Origin of the sequence: Enterobacter sp. BWH64, assembly GCF_001037645.1 — a bacterium.
GTDB classification, from domain to species: domain Bacteria; phylum Pseudomonadota; class Gammaproteobacteria; order Enterobacterales; family Enterobacteriaceae; genus Enterobacter; species Enterobacter hormaechei_C.
The window spans coordinates 1,281,562-1,303,028 of the sequence record NZ_KQ089922.1 but is presented as its reverse complement, the minus strand read 5'-3'; the positions used below and the strand labels follow the sequence as shown (position 1 = coordinate 1,303,028).

Below are 21,467 nucleotides of genomic sequence, written 5' to 3'. Positions count from 1 at the left end.
GCTGGAACTCCTTATCTATGGTGCTGTTACTCGGTTCAGAGTAGCATGTTTCAATATTATGATTCGTTACCAATTTGGAGTTTTATCATGCCGCCTCGCCGCTATAACCCCGACCACCGACGTGACGCGCTTCTGGAACGTATTAATAGTGATATCCCGGCAAGCGTTGCCCATGCCCTGAAAGAAGATCTCGGCGGCGACGTCAGCGCCGATAACGATATTACCGCCCAATTGTTGCCAAAAGAGACACGCTCGCATGCGGTGATCATCACCCGCGAAGCGGGGGTTTTCTGCGGCAAACGCTGGGTTGAGGAGGTCTTTACCCAGCTGGCAGGCGACGAGGTGCAGGTAACATGGCACGTTGAAGACGGTGATGCGGTCACGGCGAATCAGCCACTGTTCGAGCTGGACGGCCCGTCCCGCGTCTTGCTGACCGGTGAACGCACCGCGCTCAATTTTGTGCAAACGCTCTCTGGCGTTGCCAGTGAAGTACGCCGCTACGTTGACCTGCTGGCAGGCACCCGCACGCAGTTGCTGGATACCCGTAAAACCCTGCCGGGCCTGCGCACCGCGCTGAAATACGCGGTACTCTGCGGTGGCGGTGCCAACCATCGTCTGGGGCTATCCGATGCCTTCCTGATCAAAGAGAACCACATTATTGCCTCTGGCTCGGTGCGTCAGGCCGTGGAAAAAGCCTTCTGGCTACATCCGGATGTGCCGGTCGAAGTGGAAGTGGAAACGCTGGAGGAGCTGGACGAGGCCATTAAAGCGGGGGCTGACATCATCATGCTCGATAACTTCGACACGGAGCAGATGCGTGAAGCGGTCAAACGCACAAACGGCCAGGCGCAGCTTGAGGTGTCCGGCAACGTGACGTTCGACACCATCCGCGAATTTGCTGAAACCGGCGTCGATTACATCTCCGTTGGCGCCCTGACCAAGCACGTCCGCGCCCTCGACCTCTCGATGCGCTTCAAATAAATTATCCTCCCCTCTCCGCCCGGAGAGGGGAAATACGAAACCGCTCGCAATTACGCTGTCCTTCTCTGCAACACTGAATCATTTCCCTGAAAGCCCCTTCACGTTCACGCTTTTGTCCCTCGTTTCTGCATGCTGGCACTGCCACAGTAGCGCCACTTAACGTAAGGAGCAGACATGAACAGACAACAAGGATTTACCCTGATTGAGCTAATGGTGGTCATTGGCATTATTGCCATCCTGAGCGCCATTGGCGTTCCGGCCTATCAGAACTACCTGCGAAAAGCGGCGCTCACCGATATGCTGCAAACGTTCATCCCCTACCGCACCGCCATTGAGCTTTGCGCCCTGGATCGTGGTGGTGTGGATAGCTGCGACGCAGGCACCAATGGCATCCCCTCCCCGACAACCACACGTTACGTTTCAGCGATGAGCGTGGCAAAGGGGGCCGTATCGTTAACAGGGCAGGAAAGCCTTAACGGACTTGAAGTGCTCATGACACCGATCTGGAGCGACGGTAACGGTATGACGGGCTGGACGCGTGACTGCAAAATTGCGTCCGACACGGCGCTCAGACAAGCCTGTGAAGATGTTTTCCGCTTCGACAACAACTGACAGGAGTGGACAATGAATACCGAACAGCTAATGACGCTCTGTCAGCGCCATCACGCACTGCTACTCGCAAGCGACACCGATATGATCAGCATTGCGGTGGTGGGTAATCCTGCCTCTGAGCTGATGGAAGCGTTACGCTTCGCCACGCAGAAGCGTATTGATATTGAGTGCTGGACGGCAGAACGGATGGAAAAACGGCTTCAGTCCGTCTCATCATCACACCTGCCGGGCATAGCGCCAAACTCAGCCGCTGACGTGCTCAGTACAACCTTGCAGCAGGCAGTAAACCAGCGGGCTTCTGACATCCATATTGAACCGACGGAGCACGGCTACCAGATCCGTTTGCGAATCGACGGTGTTCTCGACCCGCAACTGCCGATCTCTGCCGCCCTCGGGACGACGCTTGCCGCACGCCTGAAGGTGCTGGGCCAACTGGATATTGCGGAGCGCCGCCTGCCGCAGGACGGCCAGTTTACGGTGGAGCTGGCAAGCGTCCCCGTCTCTTTTCGTATCGCAACCCTTCCCTGTAGTGGTGGAGAAAAAATCGTGCTTCGTCTGCTTCACCAGGTACAGCAGGCACTGGAGCTTGAACAGCTGGGGATGAGCGCAGACCAGCAGGCCCGTTTTGCCGGGGCGCTTAACAGCCCTCAGGGGTTGATTCTGGTCACCGGCCCGACCGGTAGCGGGAAAACGGTGACGCTGTACAGCGCGTTACAGGCGCGAAATACCCCTGACGTCAATATTTGCAGCGTGGAAGATCCCGTTGAAATCCCGCTTGCAGGCTTAAACCAGACGCAGATTAATCCGCGTGCGGGGCTGACCTTCCAGAGCGTGCTGCGTGCCCTGCTCAGGCAGGATCCTGACATCATTATGGTGGGTGAAATTCGTGACGGCGAAACGGCAGAAATTGCCATTAAGGCGGCGCAAACCGGACATCTGGTGCTGTCCACCCTCCATACTAACTCGACGACTGAAACGCTGGTACGGCTGCAACAGATGGGCGTCGCGCGCTGGATGATCTCTTCGGCGCTCTCGATGGTGATTGCCCAGCGACTGGTGCGCCGTTTATGTCCGTACTGCCGACAGGAAGCCAGCCGCCACACCGAATTACCCCGCACGCTGTGGCCCCGGCCGCTTCCTCGCTGGCAACCCACCGGCTGCGATCGCTGCTACCACGGTTTTTATGGTCGCGTAGCCATTTTTGAAGTGCTCGTCATCGACGACACGCTGCGGCAGGCCATCGCCAGCGGAGCAAGCACTGAGGTGATTGGGTCCAGCGCTCGTCAGGCGGGAATGACCTCTTTGTTTGAGCATGGCTGCATGGCAGTAGAGCAAGGGCTGACCACGCTCGAAGAGCTGTTGCGCGTCCTGGGAATGCCCGATGGCTGCTAATTCGCTCTGGCGCTGGCGTGCCCTGAACACCGAGGGGGAGGTGCAAACCGGCACCCTCTGGGCCATCGACCGTGGCGCAGCTTACACGGCTCTGGTGCTTAAACAACTGCACCCGCTGGCGCTGAAACGCTGCCAGCAACGCCACCGATGGCAAGTGCAGCACTGCTACGATATTTTTCGCCAGCTCGCCACGCTGCTACAGGCTGGACTCACGCTATCCCAAAGCCTGCACATGCTGGCGGAACAGCATCCTTTGCAGCACTGGCAGGCGCTGCTGCACAGTCTTGCTGATGACCTGAGCGAAGGTTGCGCCCTGTCAGAGACCATGAAGAAATGGCCAGAGGTGTTTAGCCCTCTTTATGTCTCAATGGTGAAGACGGGTGAGCTGACGGGTAAGCTCGAAGCCTGCTGCCGTCAGCTTGCGCAGCAACAAAAATCCCAGCAGCAGCTCAGTGCGAAGGTGAAGAAAGCGCTGCGCTATCCGCTGATCATCCTGACGCTGGCCGTTTTCGTGGTGCTGGCGATGGTCACGCTGGTTTTGCCTGAGTTTGCTGCAATCTACAAAACGTTCAACACCCCGCTCCCTTTGCTCACGCAGGCAGTCATGGGGCTGGCGGCCTTGGTTCAGGCGCATATCCTCACCCTTTTGGCCCTGCTCGTGGCAATGGTTGTCATCGCCTGTAAGCTGCGGCGGCATCCACGCTGGCAGTATGTCTTGTTACACGTACCGGTGATGGGCACGCTGACGCGCGGGCAAAAACTGGGGCAGATTTTTACCGTGCTGTCATTAACCCAGCAGGCCGGAATTGCCTTTTTACAAGGACTGGAGAGTGTGGAGGAGACCGTTGAGAGGGGCTACTGGCAGGAGAAACTCCGTGAGATACGCAGCGATATCGAACAGGGGATGCCCGTGTGGTCCTCCTTCCAGAAGGCCTCTGTTTTTACGCCACTGTGTATTCAGCTCATTCGCACCGGAGAAGTGTCGGGTTCACTGGATGTGATGCTGATGAATCTGGCCCGCCACCATACGGAACAGACATTTCAGCAGGCAGACAATCTGGCAGCGCTTCTTGAGCCTTTGCTACTGGTCGTGACGGGTCTGATTATTGGCACGCTGGTGGTGGCAATGTATTTGCCGATTTTCCATCTGGGGGATGCAATGAGCGCGGGGTAATGCTGGCGCACGGACGCGCGCCAGCCGTAGCCGTCAGAGGCTATTGAATACGCGGTTTTCCTGCTCCTGAACGCGGATAAACGTCGTGCGTTTCGTCAGCTCTTTCAGGCGGGAAGCACCAACGTAGGTGCAGGCAGAACGCAGACCGCCGAGGATATCGCGCGCCGTGTTTTCGACCGGACCACGCAGTGGCAGCTTAACGGTTTTGCCTTCCGCCGCACGGTATTTCGCGACACCGCCCACGTGACGGGTCATCGCGGATTCAGAGCTCATTCCGTAGAACAGCATGAACTTCTCACCGTTTTCTTCCACCACGGTACCGCCGCTCTCTTCGTGGCCAGCCAGCATGCCGCCGAGCATCACGAAATCCGCGCCGCCGCCGAAGGCTTTCGCGACATCGCCTGGCATGGTGCAGCCACCGTCGCTGATGATCTGGCCGCCCAGACCGTGCGCAGCGTCAGCGCATTCAATTACCGCAGACAGCTGCGGATAACCCACACCGGTTTTCACGCGCGTGGTGCAAACGGACCCCGGGCCAATGCCAACTTTTACAATGTCGGCCCCGGAGAGGATCAGCTCTTCACACATTTCACCGGTCACCACGTTGCCCGCGATGATGGTTTTGGTTGGCCAGGCCTCACGTGCCTTGCTGACGAACTGAACGAAATGCTCGGAATAACCATTTGCCACGTCAATGCAGACAAAATTCAGCGCTGGATTGGCGTTCAGGATCTGTTTGGTTTTCTCGAAATCTGCATCAGACGTACCGGTCGAGACCATCACATGCTTCACCACGTCAGCCGAGGCGGAGGCGACAAACGCATCCCACTCTTCAGCGCTGTAATGTTTGTGTACCGCAGTAAGGATGTCGAATTGCGCCAGTGCGGTCGCCATCTCAAAGGTCCCGACGGTGTCCATGTTGGCCGCGATAATCGGCACGCCAGACCATGTCTGACCGGAATGCTTAAAGGTGAATTGACGTTCGAGTTCAACGTCTGAGCGACTTTTCAGTGTAGAGCGTTTAGGGCGGATAAGAACGTCTTTGAAACCTAACTTCAGATCTTCTTCGATACGCATGTGCGGATTCCTGGGGTTAGAGGCAAATATATTAAAAGCACAACTCCAGTGACGCTATCATACGCACTAATACCTGCTCCGCAAGACTGCGAAATTCTCTTTTTTTACGCTACAATCCTATAAATTTACCTGGTAAAAAGCGGGTAAAGAGAGCTAAACATTGGCTGTTGTAAGTTTGAATTTTAAGCAACTGATTTTAAAACTGAATAATTCCCAGGATCTGATTTAATGGGGTATATCGTCGCATTAACCGGCGGCATCGGTAGTGGTAAAAGCACCGTTGCGCACGCGTTTGCTCGTCTCGGCATCACGATTATCGACGCCGATATCATTGCCCGTCAGGTGGTAGAACCCAATACACCCGCCTTAAACGCCATCGAAGCGCATTTTGGTCGCCGTGTGATACAGGCTGACGGCACCCTGAATCGTCGGCAACTGCGTGAGTGCATATTTTCTGATTCTTCGGAAAAAGCCTGGCTTAATGCCCTGCTCCACCCCATTATCCACCAGGAAACTCAGCGTCAGATTGCCGCAGCCCGTTCGCCCTATGTGTTGTGGGTAGTCCCGTTACTGGTGGAAAATCAGCTTCAGCATAAAGCAGACAGAACGCTGGTGATTGACGTTTCCCGCGAAACGCAAATCCAGAGAACCATGGCGCGTGACCATGTTTCACGCGAGCATGCTGAACAAATTCTTGCCGCACAGGCCACGCGCGAAGCGCGCCTCGCCGTTGCGGATGATGTTATTGATAATAACGGCGCACCAGATGCCATTGCATCGGATGTTGCTCGTCTGCACGCGCAGTATCTGACCTTCGCCGCGCAGGCCGTTGCACAGGAAAAACCATAATGTCGACTCATATCCTTTTTGAGCACCCGCTTAACGAAAAAATGCGTACCTGGCTACGCATAGAATTTCTTATTCAACAGCTTTCACAACATCTGCCTGTCAACGATCACGCCACCGCGCTGCATTTTTTCCGCAACGTGGGCGATCTGCTTGATGTGATTGAACGCGGCGACGTCCGCACTGAGCTGTTGAAAGAGCTGGAGCGCCAGCAGCGAAAATTACAGGCCTGGGCCGAAGTACCGGGCGTGGATCAAAGTCGAATTGACGCTTTACGCCAGCAGCTGAAAAACAGCAGCACGACCCTGATGGCCGCGCCGCGCGTTGGCCAGTTTTTACGAGAGGATCGTCTGATTGCGCTGGTGCGCCAGCGCCTGAGCATACCGGGCGGATGCTGTAGCTTTGACCTGCCGACGCTGCATATGTGGCTGCACATGCCGCAGGAACAGCGCGATCGCCAGGTGAACAGCTGGCTGGGCAGCCTGGAGCCGATGAATCAGACGTTATCGCTGATCCTCGATCTTGTGCGTAACTCGGCCCCGTTCCGCAAACAAACCAGTCTCAACGGTTTTTATCAGGATAACGGTGATGACGCCGATCTTCTGCGCCTGAACCTGTCTCTTGGCGAGCAGCTTTACCCGCAAATTTCCGGACATAAAAGCCGTTTCGCGATCCGCTTTATGCCGCTGGACAGTGAACATGGCACCGTGCCGGAACGCCTCGATTTTGAACTGGCCTGTTGTTAAGGAGTGCCAATGTCTGACGTAACCACCGTAAACTGCCCAACCTGTGGGAAAACTGTCGTCTGGGGAGAAGTGAGTCCATTTCGCCCATTCTGCTGTAAGCGCTGTCAGCTTATAGACCTGGGTGAATGGGCGGCGGAAGAGAAGCGCATTCCGAGCGAAGGCGATCTCTCGGATAGCGATGACTGGAGCGAAAACCAGCAGTAACCTTTGAAGCCTGCTGGCGCTTCGCTTAGCAGGCCTACAGGTTGCCCGTTAGCCGGGATATGACGGGCGCATTTGCCGGAGGAAATTTTTCGGCATCACTCGCGTGAAGCGTAACCCAGCCCCCCGGTTGCCCCTCTTTACCCCACGGTTCACCTTCCCAGCTTTCCACCAGCCAGAACCACAGCGTTATATGACGATCCGGAAACTGGTACTCCAGCTTATCGAACAGCGTTGCGCCAATCGGGGTGATCCCCACCTCTTCCTGAAGCTCACGCACCAGCGCCTGTTCCGGCGTTTCACCTGATTCGATTTTCCCGCCGGGGAATTCCCATTTGTTGGCCATATGCGCATCGGCGGCGCGTTGGGTTATAAAGATCTGATTTTGCGGGTTGCGAATGATCCCGACAGCAATTTGCAGTGTTTTCATCATGTCACTTCCATAAAAAAGGCGCAGATATCTGCGCCTTTTCAGTTTGTTATGTTCTTAGCTCAGACGGCCGTGGCACGCCTTGTATTTTTTGCCGGAACCGCATGGGCACGGATCGTTACGACCGACTTTACGATCGCCCGTCTGCGCTGCGATTGCCGCTGCGGCTTCGCTTTCATCGGTCTGATGGCTCAGCTGCTGCATCTGTGCCAGACGCTCAGCTTCTTCACGACGCTGCTGCTCCATCGCTTCCACTTCTTCCGGCATACGCACCTGAACTTTGCTCAGGGTGCTGATGACTTCATACTTCAGCGACTCCAGCATGGCAGCAAACATGGAGAAGGATTCACGCTTGTACTCCTGCTTCGGATCTTTCTGCGCATAACCACGCAGATGGATACCCTGACGCAGGTAGTCCATTGCCGCCAGGTGCTCTTTCCACAGGGAGTCCAGGGTCTGCAACATTACGCCTTTCTCGAAGTGACGCATCATCTCTGCGCCAACCACTTCTTCCTTACGCTTGTAGACGTCCAGCGCGGTTTCGTAGATACGCTCGCGAAGGGTCTCTTCGTGCAGCTCAGGCTCTTTGTCCAGCCACTCTTTGATTGGCAGTTCGAGATCGAAGTCGTTTTTCAGACGTTCCTGCAAACCTTCGATATCCCACATCTCTTCCAGAGACTGCGGCGGAATGTGCGCGTCGATAGTGGCTTTGAACACATCTTCGCGAATGCTATTGATGGTTTCGCTCACGTCGGACACGTCCAGCAGTTCGTTACGCTGGGTGTAGATCGCACGACGCTGGTCGTTGGCAACGTCATCATATTCCAGCAGCTGCTTACGAATATCGAAGTTGCGGCTTTCTACTTTACGCTGGGCGTTGGCAATCGCTTTGGTAACCCACGGGTGCTCGATCGCTTCGCCAGGTTTCATGCCCAGTTTACGCATCATGCCGGACACACGGTCAGAGGCGAAAATACGCATCAGCGCATCTTCCATAGACAGATAGAAGCGGGAAGAACCGGCATCACCCTGACGACCCGCACGACCGCGCAGCTGGTTATCGATACGACGAGATTCATGACGCTCGGTACCAATGATGTGCAGACCACCGGATGCCAGCACCGCGTCATGACGCACCTGCCAGTCGGCTTTGATCTGCGCGATTTGCTCTGGGGTTGGGTTTTCCAGCTCCGCCACTTCGGCCTGCCAGCTACCGCCGAGCATAATATCGGTACCACGACCCGCCATGTTGGTGGCGATGGTTACGGCAGCCGGGTAACCGGCCTGCGCAACGATATCTGCTTCTTTAGCGTGGAACTTGGCGTTCAGAACGTTGTGTTTGATGCCCGCTTTAGTCAGCTCGTTAGATACCACTTCGGATTTCTCGATGGAGATGGTCCCCACCAGTACCGGCTGGCCCTTCGCGGTACGTTCGCGAATATCTTCGATGATCGCCTGAATTTTTTCCGCTTCAGTCATGTATACCAGGTCCGGCATATCCTTACGGATCATCGGACGGTTGGTAGGTACTACCACGGTATCCAGCTTATAGATGGAGCTGAACTCAAACGCTTCGGTATCTGCGGTACCGGTCATCCCCGCCAGCTTCTCGTACAGACGGAAGTAGTTCTGGAAGGTGATGGATGCCAGCGTCTGGTTTTCGTTTTGAATATCCACGCCTTCTTTCGCTTCCACGGCCTGGTGCAGGCCATCGGACCAGCGACGTCCCTGCATGGTACGGCCGGTGTGTTCATCGACGATGATGACTTCGCCGTCTTTAACGATGTAGTCAACGTCGCGGGTGAACAGGGCGTGCGCGCGCAGTGCGGCCGTTACGTGGTGCATCAGCATGATGTTGCTCGGGGAGTACAGAGACTCGCCCTCTTCCATAATGCCTTCAGCCACCAGCAACTCTTCGATTTTCACCAGGCCGCGTTCGGTCAGGTTGACCTGACGCGCTTTTTCATCCACGGAGAAGTGACCTTCACCCTGGAAGGTATCGGAGTCTTCTTTCTCCTGACGCAGCAGGTGAGGAATGATTTTGTCGACTTTACGGTACATCTCGGAGCTGTCTTCGGCCGGGCCGGAGATGATCAGCGGGGTACGCGCTTCATCGATCAGAATGGAGTCAACCTCATCCACCAGCGCATAGTGCAGTTTACGCTGGACGCGCTCTTCCGGGCTGAACGCCATGTTGTCACGCAGGTAGTCGAAGCCGTATTCGTTGTTGGTGCCGTAGGTGATATCCGCGTTATACGCTTCACGCTTGGCAGGTGCCGGCAGGCCGGACATGTTAATGCCCACGGTCATGCCGAGGAATTCGAACAGTGGACGGTTGTTTTCGGCGTCGCGCTGCGCCAGATAGTCGTTGACGGTAACAACGTGAACGCCCTTACCCGTCAGCGCATTCAGGTAAGCCGGCAGCGTTGCCGTCAGGGTTTTACCTTCACCGGTACGCATTTCCGCGATGCAGCGCTCGTTGAGCACCATCCCGCCCAGCAGCTGCACGTCGAAGTGACGCATGCCGAACACGCGTTTACTGGCCTCACGTACAACGGCGAAGGCTTCCGGGATCAGGCTTTCTAAGGTTTCACCTTTCTCCAGACGCGCACGGAACTCCGCGGTTTTCGCTTTCAGCTCATCATCAGTGAGCTTCTCCATCGCCGGTTCCATACCGTTGATGACGTTCACAGCTTTGCGCATGCGGCGCAGGGTACGATCGTTACGACTACCAAAAACTTTGGTTAACAATTTGATTAGCATAATAAATTCTCAAACGCCCCAGTCGGGCAGATAAATTAAGGTATTGAAAAAGGTTAATTTAGCTGAGGCGTTGAGGCCCGGCACGGATGCCGTGAACCTGGCTAATCCATGTCGAAACAGAGAAGGATGCAGGGGAAACAAAATCCGTTTGCGCCGTCTGATTTACGGTCACTGGCGGCTGGTTGTCCTGCGTCAGAAGCGCATTAAGCGTATCGAGCAGGGCAAGATGCTGAGCCTTGACCGGCAGCGTTTCTTCAGCAACAGGCATCGTCTGCGGCGCCATCGCGAACGACAGATGGCGGATAACCGTGCGAATCGCGTGCTGCTGCCAGTAATCAACGGAGAAATTGGGACGGCGGCTGGCTTCAAGCCATGCGAGATTAGTGAAGTTAACTCGTGTGGTGAGATCGTGTTTGGTCGTCGTGGAACGTGCTGGCGTGGCCGCGTCTGCGCTGTTGCTGAGCACAGGCAAGCCGAAACTCGCCGCGACCATCCCCAATAAGAGATGCGGCCAGAAGTAACGTCTGCCAAATTGTCGCCAGCGCGTCAGTATTCCGCTCACTTGCTCCACCACGTTCGCCCGCCAGTGCAGGCTGAGTTCAGTTATTCTTTTTTAGCGCCCAGATATTACCACTAAAGCCAATACACGGCAGCAGGAATGACACCTTGCAGCAGGTAAAAACGGTCAATAATGCAGCGAACACACCGTTATTCGGCACCCGACACAGGCCAGGGGTGAGGGGGACAAATTAAAGAAGGGCAGAAATAAAAACGACTGGCTTCCCTGGTCGGAGAGAGTACCAGGTGAACCAGTCGCTTTTCTTACGAAACGGCTTTAACCGTTACGCCAGGACCATAGTCGGGGCTTTGAACGCCAGCGGCAGTTCAGCTTCGTCTTCGAAGGTCACATATTCCCAGGCTTCCTGTTTTGCCAGGACGGCCTGCAACAGTTTGTTGTTCAGTGCATGACCGGATTTAAACGCGGTAAATGCACCAATGATGTTGTGACCACACATGAAGAGGTCGCCGATCGCGTCCAGCATTTTGTGACGAACAAATTCATCTTCAAAACGCAGGCCGTCTTCGTTCAGTACGCGATAATCGTCAACAACGATGGCACAATCGAAGCTGCCGCCCAGGCACAGGCCGCGGGATTGCAGATATTCGATATCACGCATAAAGCCGAAGGTACGTGCTCGGCTGATCTGACGCATGAACGCATCCGCAGAGAAGTTCATCGCATAGCGCTGGGTGCTGGAGTCAATCGCCGGATGGTTAAAATCGATGGTGAAGTCCAACGAGAAACCATTGTACGGTTTGAATTCAGCCCATTTGTCGCCATCTTCGACGCGAACGGTCTCTTTAATGCGAACAAATTTCTTCGCGCAGTTCAGTTCTTCGATGCCGGCATCCAGCAACAAATAAACGAACGGAGCAGCACTCCCGTCCATGATCGGGATTTCTGGTGCATCGACTTCAACCATAATGTTGTCGATACCCAGACCCGCCAGGGCGGCGTTCAGGTGCTCTACGGTAGAAATCCGCACGTCATGCTCGTTCACCAGACAAGTACAGAGCATAGTATCACGCACAGATTTGGCATCGGCCGGAAAATCTACCGGTGGATTCAAGTCGGTGCGACGATAGATGACCCCGGTATTGGCCGGCGCAGGGCGTAACGTCAGTGTGACTTTCTTGCCGGTATGTAAACCGACACCCGTCGCCTGAACGATACGTTTAAGTGTCCTTTGTTTGATCATCGTATAATCTCGCCAAATTAACTATCCAACCGAGAGTGTATATCACTAACGGTGGGCCAGTTTAGCACAAAGAGCGCAAATCCCCAAATTCCAGCCAATTCTTAGTCAGCTTGCTTACGCAGGAACGCCGGGATATCCAGATAATCTGGCTCTTTTGCCGTTTGTGGAGTCGGGTCGTTCACCACTTTCGCAGCGGGTTTTTGCTCCTGAGTCAGAGGCGCCATACCGTGCTGCTGGTAACGATCCATAACCGGCTGCTGAGTCTGTTTGTTGGTCACCAGGGTGATCTCAGGACGCTTGTCCATACCGATACCGGTGGCCACAACGGTCACACGCAGTTCGTCGTTCATTTCCGGATCAAGGGACGTACCGATAACAACGGTCGCGTTGTCAGAGGCGAACGCACGGATGGTGTTACCCACGGTTTCGAACTCATCCAGACGCAGGTCAAAGCCAGCGGTAATGTTGACCAGCACGCCGCGCGCGCCAGACAGATCGATATCTTCCAGCAGTGGAGAAGAGATCGCCATTTCAGCGGCTTCTTCCGCACGGTCTTCACCGCTCGCCACGCCAGAGCCCATCATCGCGTAGCCCATCTCGGACATCACGGTGCGAACGTCTGCAAAGTCAACGTTCATCAGACCAGGACGGGTAATCAGTTCAGCAATACCCTGAACCGCGCCTTTCAGCACGTCGTTTGCCGCGCCAAAGGCGTCCAGCAGAGAGATACCGCGACCCAGCACTTTCAGCAGCTTGTCGTTCGGGATGGTAATCAGAGAGTCCACGTGCTTGGACAGCTCGGTGATACCCTGCTCCGCGAAAGCCATACGCTTCTTACCTTCAAAGTTGAAAGGCTTGGTCACGACAGCAACGGTCAGAATACCTAAATCTTTAGCGACTTCCGCCACAACGGGTGCTGCACCGGTACCTGTACCGCCGCCCATACCCGCTGCGATGAAGACCATGTCTGCACCGTCCAGTGCAGCGCGCAGCGCTTCACGATCTTCTTCTGCCGCGTTGCGGCCCACTTCCGGGTTAGCCCCTGCTCCCAGACCTTTGGTGATGCCACCACCGATCTGAATCGTCTGGCCAACAGCCGTTTTACGCAGCGCCTGCGCATCGGTGTTCACCGCGAAGAATTCAACACCTTCGATGCGCTCGCGCACCATGTGCTCTACGGCGTTACCGCCGCCGCCACCGACGCCGATGACTTTAATCACCGCGTCGTTGGTTAATTCCATAGGTTCAAACATAATCTCTCTCTCCGTTGTGCCTGTCGCCCGAGACCGCTAATTCTCTCCGGTCTCTTAAAAAAATTAAAACTCTTTTCGCAACCAGGTGTTAAGTCGTTTGACCCAAGACCCCACCGAGACGCGTTTTTCCACTTCTGCTTCACCACTCAAATGGGATTCTTTCCCGTAGTGCAGCAGGCCCACGGCCGTTGAGTAATACGGCTCCTGAGCGTAATCCGTTAAACCGGTAATATTCAGCGGCGCACCAATACGCACCTGCGTATGGAACACGCGCTGAGCGCAGGCCGCAAGACCTTCAATTTGCGCTGCCCCGCCGGTTAATACAATCCCCGCCGCGAGATGATGTTTCACACCCTGCTGGCGAAGCTGTTCCTGTAACTGCAAAATCTCTTCGTTGACCAGGTTGAGCAGCTCGGTATAACGCGGCTCAATCACCTCTGCCAGCGTCTGGCGTTGCAGGCTGCGCGGCGGTCGCCCGCCTACGCTCGGCACTTCAACGCTCTCGTCTTTGCCGACGATAGAGCCCAGCGCGCAACCATGGCGCACTTTAATCGCCTCTGCATCGCTCGGTGGCGTACCAAAGGCGTAAGCGATATCGCTGGTCACCACATTCCCGGCGTACGGGATCACTTTGGTGTGGCGTAACGCACCGCCGGTATAGACGGCCATGTCCATTGTACCACCACCAATATCGACCACACAGACGCCCAGTTCACGTTCGTCTTCGGTCAGCACGGAATAGCTCGCGGCAAGACCGGCGAAAATGAGTTGGTCAACTTTCAGGCCACAACGTTCAACGGCTTTTACAATGTTCTTCGCCATATCGTTGTGACATGTGATCAGGTGCACTTTTGCCTGCATACGCACGCCCGACAGACCGACCGGATTCTTGATGCCTTCCTGGTAGTCGATCGCGTATTCCTGCGGGATCACATGCAGCACACGGTGCTCGTCGCGAACACGCACGGATTTCGCCGTGTGGACAACGTTCTCAACGTCTTCCTGCGTCACCTCTTCTTCAGAAATCGGCACCATACCGATTTCATTCTGGCAGCTGATGTGCTTACCAGACAGGGCCAGATAGACAGAGGAAATCTGGCAATCTGCCATCAATTCAGCCTGGTCGATGGCGCGCTGAACGCATTTCACCACCGACTCAAGGTCGTTTACCCCACCTTTATCCATACCACGGGAGGGGCAGCTGCCCACGCCAATGATATTGACCATACCGTCGGGCAGAACTTCCCCTACCAAAGCGGCAACCTTCGCGGTGCCAATCTCCAGTCCTACTACCAATTTTCTGTCCGTCGACTTGATCATTGTTGTTCTGCCTGTACCTGTGCCTGATTTTGTTGCTGATTAGGTTCCTCGACCGGAGCCGGCTCCCAACCGACTGCTGCGCCTGAGTCATAGCGCAAATCAACGTAGCTTATCCGTTTGCCATCCGTCTGCGCCTGCTGCTGTAAAACCGGGTAAAGTTCTACAAAACGCGCCAGACGTTTCATTGTGTCGCCGCGGCCAAGATTGAGCTTAATGCCATTCGTTAGGGTCAACTGCCAGGAACGGCGCGCCGTCATCGCAGCATCTTTTAACGTAAAGCGATCCTTAGCCAGCACCTGCCCCATCTCACGAAAACCCTGCAATACTTCGTTTTCGCTGCCTTCCGGGCCATACAACATCGGTAAATTCTGCTTGTTGACACGATCGCTCGGGACGCTGAACGAATTTCCGTCTACGTCAACCATATGCTGATCATTCCAACGCGCAATCGGCACATATTCAACCAGATGAATCTTCAATTCATCAGGCCATTGTTTTCTGACACTCGCCTGTTTTATCCACGGCAGACGTTCAATCTGACTCTGGATAATGTTGACGTCCTGCGTCATAAAGGTGCCAGGCGACCCAAGCGCCAGAATCGACTGGCGAATGTCATCGTTACGCGTGTAGTGTCGCTCCCCGGTCACCACCAGCTTCGACAGCGGCAACCGCTGCGCGTCTTCCATCCAGCCCAGCACCATCCAGCCGCTGATAAACACGGTGCACAGCACCCCGAGCAGGAAGATGATCCCTGCAAGACGCGTTCCATTACTCCGGCGCGAAGAGGAGTATTCTTCTTCGTCATCGCGGTTGCGCGTGTTCAATGCAGCCTGAGACATATCAGCCCGCCTGGTCCAGAATACGTACGACTAACTGCGAGAAGCTCATTCCCGCCTGACGCGCCGCCATCGGCACAAGGCTATGGCTGGTCATACCCGGAGACGTGTTTGCTTCCAGCAGATAAAATTGCCCGTCACCGTCAAGCATCACGTCAATGCGTCCCCAGCCACGACATCCCAGCACATTCCAGGCTTTAAGCACCAGAGACTGTAATTCGGCCTCACGCTCTGCTTCAAGACCCGCTGGGCAGAAATATTGCGTCTCATCAGAGAGATACTTCGCCTCATAATCATAGAAGACTCCGGCGGGTTGGATGCGAATTGACGGTAAAATTTCTTCGCCAAGCATCGCGACGGTAAATTCCGGCCCGCTAAGCCATTTTTCAATCAGAACTTCTTCATCATGTTGAAATGCCAGTGCTAAAGCGTCAGCCAACTCTACAGCTTTATCGACTTTAGACATTCCCACGCTCGACCCTTCACGGCTCGGCTTCACAATAACCGGTAAGCCCAGTGCCGCAATGCGTGTATTAACGCTGTCCGACAGACCCATTTCATATTCACGACGCGTCAGTGCAACCCATGGCGCAACGGGCAGGTCCGCCCCCTGCCACAGCAGTTTGCTGCGCAGTTTATCCATGGAGATGGCGGATGCCATCACGCCGCTGCCGGTGTACGGCATACCGATCAGCTCCAGCAGCCCCTGCAACGTGCCGTCTTCACCGCCGCGACCGTGCAACGCGATGAAGGCTTTATCGAAGCCCATCGCTTTCAGCTGCGTAACGTCCACCTCTTTCGGATCAACCGGATGCGCGTCCACGCCACCTTCACGCAGGCCCGCCAGCACGGCAGCGCCCGAATTCAGAGAAACCTCGCGTTCGGCGGAAGTGCCGCCAAACAGGACAGCAATCTTATCAGCCATGACGCTCGTCCTCCTGAGTTTGCGGCTTCAGTTTGATTTCAGCTAAGGTACGGGCGATTTTGCCGATATTTCCCGCGCCCTGAATCAGGATCAGATCGTTACCCGTCAGGACCGGGGCAAGCATTTCAGCCACCTGCGCCGGGTCGGGAACCAGAATAGGATCCACTTTACCGCGTCCACGGATGGTACGACATAAAGAACGACTGTCCGCGCCCGGAATCGGAGTTTCACCCGCTGCATAAACATCCAGCATCAGCAGGGTATCAACCTGCGAAAGGACGTTGGCAAAATCGTCATACAGATCGCGAGTACGCGTGTAACGGTGCGGCTGGAAGATCATGACCAGATTCTTTTCCGGCCAACCCGCGCGTGCCGCTTTGATGGTTGCGTCCACTTCCGTCGGATGGTGACCGTAGTCGTCTACCAGCATCGCAGAACCTGGCTTACCGTTTACCGGCTCCAGCGGGAATTCACCGAGGAAGTCGAAGCGACGGCCCGTCCCCTGGAAGCTCTCCAGTGCGCGCAGGATCGCTTCATCGTCAATGCCTTCTTCTGTCGCAACAGCCACGGCCGCCGCCGCATTCAGGGCGTTGTGACGTCCCGGAGCGTTCAGGGTGACATGCAGCAGGTCTTTATCCTGACGCGCGAGGGTGAAATGCCCCTGCGCACCGATCTGCTTGTAATCTTCTACACGTACATCCGCGTCTTCGCTGAAGCCGTAGGTCGTAATTTGACGCCCGACGCGCGGCAGCAGCTCGCGAATAACCGGATCGTCCACGCACATCACCGCACGGCCATAAAACGGCAGGTTGTGCAGGAAGTTAATAAAGGTCTGCTTTAAGTTCTCGAAGTCGCCCTGGTAAGTGTCCATATGGTCAGCTTCGATGTTGGTGACGATCGCCACCATCGGCTGTAGATGCAGGAACGACGCATCGCTCTCATCCGCTTCCGCAATCAGATAACGGCTGTGGCCCAGACGCGCATGCACGCCAGCGGCTTTCACCAGACCACCGTTAACGAACGTCGGGTCGAGACCCGCTTCCGCATAAATGCTGGAGACCATCGCTGTTGTGGTGGTTTTACCGTGCGTACCGGCCACCGCAATGCCGTGACGGAAACGCATCAGTTCCGCCAGCATTTCCGCGCGACGGATCACCGGGATGCGCGCCTCATACGCCGCAACGATTTCCGGGTTATCCGCGGAGATAGCGCTGGACACCACAACCACGCTCGCATCGCTCACGTTTTCCGGGCGATGATTGAAATAGATAGTCGCCCCCAGCGACGCCAACTGCTGCGTAACAGGGTTTGGCGCCAGGTCAGACCCGCTGATCTGATAGCCTTCGTTAGCTAACACTTCGGCAATACCGCCCATGCCAGCACCACCGATGCCGACAAAGTGAATGTGCCGGACGCGACGCATCTCGGGCACGATAGAACGCAGTTTTGCCAGTTGTTGTGTATTCATTCTCTAAACGCCATCGACTACTTCAAAAAAATCGTGCAGCGCAACACGCACTGCGAGAATTATGCCTGGGCTGCCAGGCTCACTTCTTTTGCCACCCGTTCCGTTGCATCCGGGATAGCGGTCGCGCGTGCGCGTTGCGCCATCTCCAGTAATACATCCCGGTTCCAGCCCGCCAGGGTAGTGGCGACCGCATCAGCGGTAAATTGTGGCTGCTCAAAAATCTTCGCTGCGCCCGCTTTCTCAAGCGGCAGCGCATTCCAGTACTGCTGTCGGTCTTTGTGCTGGAACGGCACAAACAGCGCCGGTAAACCGGCGGCGGCGATTTCGCTCACCGTCAGCGCGCCCGAGCGACAGACCACAACATCGGCCCAGGCATAGGCTGCGGCCATATCATCAATAAATTCAGTCACTTTATGCTGCGACTGACCTTCCTGCACGTAGGCCTGCTCAACGGTCTGCTGAGCGCCCTTCCCGCTCTGGTGCCAGATGGTCACCGCATCACCCAGTTTTGCCGCAACCTGCGGCATCGTCTGGTTTAAAATACGTGCGCCCTGGGAACCGCCGACGACCAGCACGCGCACCGGCCCTTCGCGACCCGCCAGACGCGTATCTGGCAGCGGCAGCGCCAGCACGTCCACACGTACCGGATTCCCTACGACATCCGCTTTCGGGAATGCCCCGGGGAAGGCCTGCATAACTTTGGTGGCGATTTTTGCCAGCCATTTGTTGGTCAACCCGGCAATACCGTTCTGCTCATGCAGAACAACGGGGATGCCCAGTGACCACGCCGCCAGTCCGCCCGGACCGGAAACGTAACCGCCCATGCCCAGAACGACGTCAGGCTTAAAACGCTTCATAATGGCGCGCGCCTGACGCCAGGCATTGAAAATGCGCACCGGCGCCAGCAGCTGCGCCTTGATCCCTTTGCCACGAAGGCCAGAAATACGAATAAAGTCGATCTCGATACCGTGTTTAGGTACCAGATCGGCTTCCATGCGGTCTGCGGTTCCCAGCCAGCGTACCTGCCAGCCCTGTTCCATTAAATGGTGCGCAACCGCCAGTCCCGGGAACACGTGTCCACCGGTACCGCCTGCCATCACCATTAACCGCTTCGGTTGATTCATCGTGAACCTCGTGTAAACGCCTGAGCTTTCTCCAGACGCGTTTCATAATCTATGCGTAACAAAAACATGATGGCCGTCGACATGATCAACAGACTCGAACCACCATAACTGATCAACGGCAACGTCAGACCTTTGGTCGGCAGCATACCCGCTGCCGCCCCAACGTTTACCAGCGCCTGGAAGCTAAACCAGATACCAATTGAGCAGGCCAGGAAACCGGAGAAGCGGTGATCGATCTCCAGCGCTTTCCGGCCAATCGACATGGCGCGGAAAGCGACGAAGAATACCATTAATAGCGCCAATACCACACCGATATAACCCAGTTCTTCCCCAATAATGGAGAAGATGAAGTCGGTGTGCGCCTCCGGTAAATACTCCAGTTTTTGTACCGAGTTGCCCAGGCCTTGACCCCAGACTTCGCCGCGGCCAAACGCCATCAGCGACTGCGTCAGCTGGTAACCGCTGCCGAACGGATCTTCCCATGGGTTCCAGAACGAGGTCACACGGCGGATACGGTAGGGCTCGGCGAGGATCAGCAGCACCACCGCCGAAATCCCCATCCCGATGATGGCAATGAACTGCCACAGTTTTGCGCCCGCCAGGAACAGCATCGCCAGCGTAGTGACAAACAGTACGACTACCGTACCGAGGTCGGGCTGCGCCAGCAGCAGGATCGCGAGGACCAGAATCACGCCCATCGGTTTTAAGAAGCCACGAAGGTTGTTACGAACTTCGTCAACTTTACGCACCAGGTAGTTAGCCAGGTAGCAGAACAACGACAGTTTGGTGAACTCCGCGGGCTGAATACGCAGTGGCCCAAAGGCAATCCAGCGTGATGCCCCGTTAACGGAGCTCCCGACAACCAGAACGATCAACAGCATGATGATTGAGGCGATGAGCATGGCTGTACTGTGCCGCTGCCAGAACGACATCGGCAGGCGTAAGGTGATCATTGCCAGGCAGAACGCGAGAATGATGTACAGCCCGTCACGCTTGGCAAACAGGAACGGGTCGTTTGCCAGACGCTGTCCGACAGGCATTGACGCCGAGGTGACCATAATAAAGCCGATCGCCGCCAGCCCCAGCGTGAGCCAGAACAGCGTGCGGTCGTACATGATCAGGCTGTCGGAATCTTTATCCCGGGAAGCCATCACCCAGCCTTTCAGCGCCGTAAACAGCCATACCAGGATACCAAATCCTGGCAGGCGCGGCATTTTCAGGCGAGGGAGAGATAAACGCATCAGCCTAACTCCTTCGCCAGGCGGGTAAAGACATCACCCCGCTGTTCGAAACTCTTGAATTGATCGAGGCTGGCACAGGCTGGTGAGAGCAGTACCATATCGCCGGGCTTCACGCGAGGGGCGATGAGGCGCATCGCCTGCTCCATGGTCTCGGTTTGCTCGGCGACTTCAGGACGCAACGCTGCCAGCTCGCTGCCATCGCGGCCAAAGCAATACAGGCGCACGTTATCACCGTTGAGATACTGCTTCAGCGAGGAGAAGTCAGCCGATTTACCGTCGCCGCCCAGCAGCAGGTATAGCGTGCCATCAACGTGCAAACCGTTCAGTGCCGCCTCGGTGCTACCCACGTTGGTCGCTTTGGAATCATTAATCCAGCGTACGCCGTTGTGCTCCAGCGCCAGCTGGAAGCGGTGCGCCAGGCCGGTAAAGGTGGTGAGCGCCTTCAGGCTTGAAGATCGCGGCAGGCCAACGGCATCCGCCAGCGCCAGCGCCGCCAGAGCATTGGTGTAGTTATGCTGGCCGGAGAGCATCATCTCTTTCACGTTCAGCACTTTCTCACCTTTCACGCGTAGCCAGGTTTCGCCCTGCTGACGATTAAGGTGATAGTCACCCATGTTAATACCGAAGCTAATGCAGCGTTCGTCTGCGCCGCGCACCGGCATGGTGAGTGCATCATCGGCATTCACTACGCAAACTTTGGCATTTTCATAAACGCGCAGTTTGGCCGCACGGTACTGCTGCAAGCCGAACGGGTATCTGTCCATATGATCTTCGGTGACGTTTAGGATCGTCGCCGCCGCCGCATGCAGGCTTGAAGTGGTTTCCAGCTGGAAGCTGGAAAGCTCAAGGACGAACAGCTCACACCCTTTATCAAGCAGCATCAGAGCGGGCAGACCAATGTTACCGCCCACGCCGACATTTTTGCCCGCCGCCTTCGCCATTTCCCCCACCAGCGTGGTGACGGTGCTTTTACCGTTTGAACCGGTAATGGCGACGATCGGGGCCTGCGCCTCCCGGCAGAACAGTTCGATATCGCCGACAATCTCAACGCCCGCATCCGCGGCGGCGCTCAGGGAAGGATGCGCCAGCGCCATACCGGGGCTGGCAACAATCAGATCGGCGGCCAGCAGCCACTCATCATTCAGACCACCCAGGTGGCGTTCAACCTGCTCCGGCAGCTTGTCCAGACCCGACGGAGAGACGCGCGTATCCATCACGCGCGGCGTCACGCCACGCGCAAGGAAAAAGTCCACGCAGGAGAGGCCGGTGAGGCCTAACCCGATGATAACGACTTTTTTGCCCTGGTAATCTGCCATGA

General features: G+C 56.0%; 20 protein-coding genes. 7 read left to right on the top strand and 13 right to left on the bottom strand.

The annotated features are described in order from the left end of the window. The first annotated feature begins 87 nt into the window (after nt 1–87). From nadC to hofC, 4 genes are all read left to right on the top strand, one after another. On the top strand, nt 88–981 hold the full coding sequence (nadC, locus tag SK50_RS06185; RefSeq protein WP_015572681.1) for a carboxylating nicotinate-nucleotide diphosphorylase: 894 nt from the start codon (nt 88–90) through the stop codon (nt 979–981). A gap of 174 nt (nt 982–1,155) precedes the next feature. Beyond that, nucleotides 1,156–1,593, top strand: a complete 438-nt coding sequence (ppdD, locus tag SK50_RS06180; RefSeq protein ID WP_015572680.1) for a prepilin peptidase-dependent pilin — start codon at nt 1,156–1,158, stop codon at nt 1,591–1,593. A gap of 12 nt (nt 1,594–1,605) precedes the next feature. Beyond that, on the top strand, nt 1,606–2,985 hold the full coding sequence (gene gspE / locus SK50_RS06175; RefSeq protein WP_045344463.1) for a type II secretion system protein GspE: 1,380 nt from the start codon (nt 1,606–1,608) through the stop codon (nt 2,983–2,985). After that, a complete protein-coding gene (gene hofC, locus SK50_RS06170) occupies nt 2,975–4,159 on the top strand; it encodes a protein transport protein HofC (protein ID WP_045339671.1) in 1,185 nt (394 codons plus the stop codon). Before gspE ends, hofC begins: the two co-directional genes overlap by 11 nt. Before the next feature lie 33 nt (nt 4,160–4,192). Here the strand turns inward: hofC and SK50_RS06165 are convergent, their stop codons facing one another. Further along, nucleotides 4,193–5,236 carry a GMP reductase gene (locus SK50_RS06165; RefSeq protein WP_017383777.1) on the bottom strand — a complete coding sequence of 348 codons (1,044 nt, stop codon included), beginning with the start codon at nt 5,234–5,236 and terminating at the stop codon, nt 4,193–4,195. A 228-nt stretch (nt 5,237–5,464) separates the two neighbouring features. Between SK50_RS06165 and coaE the strand changes: the two genes are divergently transcribed. From coaE to yacG, 3 genes are read left to right on the top strand one after another with little or no spacing between them, the layout of a single operon-like run. Continuing rightward, nucleotides 5,465–6,085 (top strand): dephospho-CoA kinase, encoded by a 621-nt coding sequence (coaE, locus tag SK50_RS06160; protein WP_017694512.1) that lies wholly within the window; start codon nt 5,465–5,467, stop codon nt 6,083–6,085. Further along, nucleotides 6,085–6,828 carry a cell division protein ZapD gene (zapD, locus tag SK50_RS06155; protein WP_015572676.1) on the top strand — a complete coding sequence of 248 codons (744 nt, stop codon included), beginning with the start codon at nt 6,085–6,087 and terminating at the stop codon, nt 6,826–6,828. Before coaE ends, zapD begins: the two co-directional genes overlap by 1 nt. Nucleotides 6,829–6,837: 9 nt before the next feature. Next, on the top strand, nt 6,838–7,032 hold the full coding sequence (gene yacG / locus SK50_RS06150) for a DNA gyrase inhibitor YacG (RefSeq protein WP_003856332.1): 195 nt from the start codon (nt 6,838–6,840) through the stop codon (nt 7,030–7,032). A gap of 34 nt (nt 7,033–7,066) precedes the next feature. Here yacG and mutT read toward each other — a convergent pair whose 3' ends face one another. From mutT to murD, 12 genes are all read right to left on the bottom strand, one after another. Beyond that, nucleotides 7,067–7,459: an 8-oxo-dGTP diphosphatase MutT gene (mutT, locus tag SK50_RS06145; protein ID WP_026094401.1), complete on the bottom strand. Its 393-nt coding sequence runs from the start codon at nt 7,457–7,459 to the stop codon at nt 7,067–7,069. A gap of 57 nt (nt 7,460–7,516) precedes the next feature. Then, nucleotides 7,517–10,222 (bottom strand): preprotein translocase subunit SecA, encoded by a 2,706-nt coding sequence (gene secA, locus SK50_RS06140; protein WP_015572673.1) that lies wholly within the window; start codon nt 10,220–10,222, stop codon nt 7,517–7,519. Nucleotides 10,223–10,280: 58 nt separating this feature from the next. Next, nucleotides 10,281–10,784, bottom strand: a complete 504-nt coding sequence (gene secM, locus SK50_RS06135) for a secA translation cis-regulator SecM (RefSeq protein WP_032667806.1) — start codon at nt 10,782–10,784, stop codon at nt 10,281–10,283. A gap of 280 nt (nt 10,785–11,064) precedes the next feature. After that, nucleotides 11,065–11,982, bottom strand: coding sequence for a UDP-3-O-acyl-N-acetylglucosamine deacetylase (gene lpxC / locus SK50_RS06130; RefSeq protein ID WP_003856337.1), 918 nt, complete (start codon nt 11,980–11,982; stop codon nt 11,065–11,067). A 101-nt stretch (nt 11,983–12,083) separates the two neighbouring features. Beyond that, nucleotides 12,084–13,235 (bottom strand): cell division protein FtsZ, encoded by a 1,152-nt coding sequence (gene ftsZ / locus SK50_RS06125; RefSeq protein ID WP_003856338.1) that lies wholly within the window; start codon nt 13,233–13,235, stop codon nt 12,084–12,086. A gap of 63 nt (nt 13,236–13,298) precedes the next feature. After that, nucleotides 13,299–14,555, bottom strand: a complete 1,257-nt coding sequence (ftsA, locus tag SK50_RS06120) for a cell division protein FtsA (RefSeq protein WP_003856340.1) — start codon at nt 14,553–14,555, stop codon at nt 13,299–13,301. Then, nucleotides 14,552–15,394, bottom strand: coding sequence for a cell division protein FtsQ (gene ftsQ / locus SK50_RS06115; protein WP_003856342.1), 843 nt, complete (start codon nt 15,392–15,394; stop codon nt 14,552–14,554). Before ftsQ ends, ftsA begins: the two co-directional genes overlap by 4 nt. A gap of 1 nt (nt 15,395) precedes the next feature. Beyond that, entirely contained in the window at nt 15,396–16,316 is a 921-nt protein-coding gene (locus SK50_RS06110) for a D-alanine--D-alanine ligase (protein ID WP_048229198.1), read from the bottom strand. Then, nucleotides 16,309–17,784: a UDP-N-acetylmuramate--L-alanine ligase gene (gene murC / locus SK50_RS06105; RefSeq protein ID WP_048229197.1), complete on the bottom strand. Its 1,476-nt coding sequence runs from the start codon at nt 17,782–17,784 to the stop codon at nt 16,309–16,311. Before murC ends, SK50_RS06110 begins: the two co-directional genes overlap by 8 nt. A gap of 59 nt (nt 17,785–17,843) precedes the next feature. After that, on the bottom strand, nt 17,844–18,908 hold the full coding sequence (murG, locus tag SK50_RS06100) for an undecaprenyldiphospho-muramoylpentapeptide beta-N-acetylglucosaminyltransferase (protein WP_017694516.1): 1,065 nt from the start codon (nt 18,906–18,908) through the stop codon (nt 17,844–17,846). Then, nucleotides 18,905–20,149 carry a cell division protein FtsW gene (ftsW, locus tag SK50_RS06095; protein WP_006810115.1) on the bottom strand — a complete coding sequence of 415 codons (1,245 nt, stop codon included), beginning with the start codon at nt 20,147–20,149 and terminating at the stop codon, nt 18,905–18,907. Before ftsW ends, murG begins: the two co-directional genes overlap by 4 nt. Then, complete coding sequence (gene murD, locus SK50_RS06090) at nt 20,149–21,465, bottom strand: UDP-N-acetylmuramoyl-L-alanine--D-glutamate ligase (protein WP_017694517.1); 1,317 nt, start codon at nt 21,463–21,465, stop codon at nt 20,149–20,151. Before murD ends, ftsW begins: the two co-directional genes overlap by 1 nt. Nucleotides 21,466–21,467: the final 2 nt, after the last annotated feature.